This window comes from Nostoc sp. FACHB-888, assembly GCF_014696655.1.
Lineage (GTDB): Bacteria > Cyanobacteriota > Cyanobacteriia > Cyanobacteriales > Nostocaceae > Nostoc.
The window spans coordinates 1-1,887 of record NZ_JACJQM010000405.1; the positions used below are offsets into that span (position 1 = coordinate 1).

3 protein-coding genes are annotated in these 1,887 nt (G+C 43.9%); 1 reads left to right on the forward strand and 2 read right to left on the reverse strand.

Annotated features, from left to right (window positions below):
- Positions 1-967 (reverse strand): aldo/keto reductase family protein (locus H6G26_RS41415; protein ID WP_190737918.1); only part of this gene is annotated, 967 nt, incomplete at its 3' end.
- Between the two features lie 474 nt (positions 968-1,441).
- Here H6G26_RS41415 and H6G26_RS41420 point away from each other — a divergent pair.
- Entirely contained in the window at positions 1,442-1,630 is a 189-nt protein-coding gene (locus H6G26_RS41420; protein WP_190737920.1) for a hypothetical protein, read from the forward strand.
- Positions 1,631-1,666: 36 nt separating this feature from the next.
- On the opposite strand, the gene H6G26_RS42255 is transcribed toward H6G26_RS41420, so the two are convergent.
- The coding region (locus H6G26_RS42255) for a hypothetical protein (protein WP_206757599.1) at positions 1,667-1,887 on the reverse strand (221 nt) is incomplete at its 5' end.

Here is a 1,887-nt window from a genome sequence, read left to right on the forward strand (position 1 = left end):
CGCGATCGCTGATTTGCATTTCCAGAACTTCTTCAATGCGTTGAATTGTTGCCCAAGACAGTTGTTTACCCGATGCATTAGCGTTTTCCTGTACTTGTGCTGGTTTGCTTGCACCGATGATGACGCTACTAATTTCGGGATTGCGTAAGCACCAGGTAAGCGCCAATTGGCTCAAGCTCAAACCTTCTTGCTCGGCAATGGGCAATAGCCGCTGCACCTTGAGCAACTCCTGCTGATCTAGTTCTCCATTGTTTAAAAACATATTTTGTTTCGGGTCACTTGCCCGTGAATCTTGGGGTAATGATTGCCCGGGTTTGTATTTACCAGTCAGCAGTCCTTGCGCTAAGGGTGAGTAATTGATTATGCCAATCCCTTCTCGACGGCATAGGGGTAACACTTCTTTTTCGATCATGCGATCAAGCATATTGTAGCGAGGCTGATCGGATACGATTGGTGCGAGATTTGCCAACCGGGTCAGGTCGGTCGCATGGGCGAGTTGTCCAGCACTCCATTGAGAAACCCCATAATAAAGGATTTTCCCCTGTTTCACCAGGTAATCAAATGCCATCAGGGTTTCAGCCAGAGGTACGGTCGAGTCATAACGATGTGCCTGGTAGAGATCAATGTAGTCCAGCCCCAATCGTTTAAGACTGGCATCACATTGCTCCAGAATATGTTTGCGTGATAGTCCATGATCGTTGGGTCCATTACCCATTGGGAAATAAACTTTGGTTGCTAGAACATAGGATTCACGCGGGTACTGCCGCAGCACTTTACCCACAATTTTTTCAGCTTCTCCCTCAGCATAAACATTTGCTGTGTCAAAGAAATTAATTCCCAAATCATAGGCTTGCTTAATACATTGACCGGCAGTGTCTTCTGCCGTTGCACCACCATAGGTAAGCCATGACCCTAAACAAATTTCCGAAACCCGAATGCCGTGTTTACCTAACTGCCGATATTCCATAAGTCATTTCTTTTTGGTGAAACCTTCATTAACTCCGCCTGCTGTCAAAACCAATGCTAAAATTCGTACTTCAAACACGATGCGAACAAGCGATAACGATGGCGATCGCATCAAGATTAATTGTTTAGGCCCACTTTAGAAAATGTTGATGCTTAATTTCTCTTTCATCAGGAAGAAACACTAGTTCATAAATAGGTGAACTTCTAATAAAAATTTTGATGATGTGTTCGAGAATCTTTGAGGCGATACCCTTACGTCGGTGTACCTTGGTGGTACGCAGTGATTTGATTTCACCACTTCTTGAATTTAGTTGTTTGAATGCCCTGCATTTGAGTAATTCCGAACCTTCCCAAGCTTGTGAGTCTTTTGATTCATCCCCGACTTGGGAGCAATGCACTTTCTAAAGGTAGATGAACTTTAGGAGTTGCTACTATATGGTGATCGTGTTTAGACCAATAAGGAGACAGATTCATCATGGTTGATACTAACACAACGTCATCATCGGCTCTCTACGAAAAGTTGGCTTCTCTGTGTGAACAGTATCCTATAGAGGATGTTATCGAGCAATTGGCAGGAGTATGTAAAGAGTTCGGGTATACCATAACAGCAGAATTACTGGTTGATGCAGTGGAAGAAGTTCCGATTGAGTCAAGCCAGGATTGAGAACACAGTTATTCACCCACAGCACCCCATGCTACCTTAACTTTTGGACAAACGGCAGAGCCAGCTTTTGGTCATGCACTTTGTAATCCTGGTGGGATCAAGTAGCTTACTGTGATGCTTGCTGTAAAGGTGAGCTATGCCTATAGCAGTAAACGGTAACATTGCCCCTAACAATTGAAGTGCTTGGGCGTAGCTTTTTAAAGTAAATATCGCCGAACTATGAACTTGGAACCAGAGATAATTGCCATTTCTCTCTA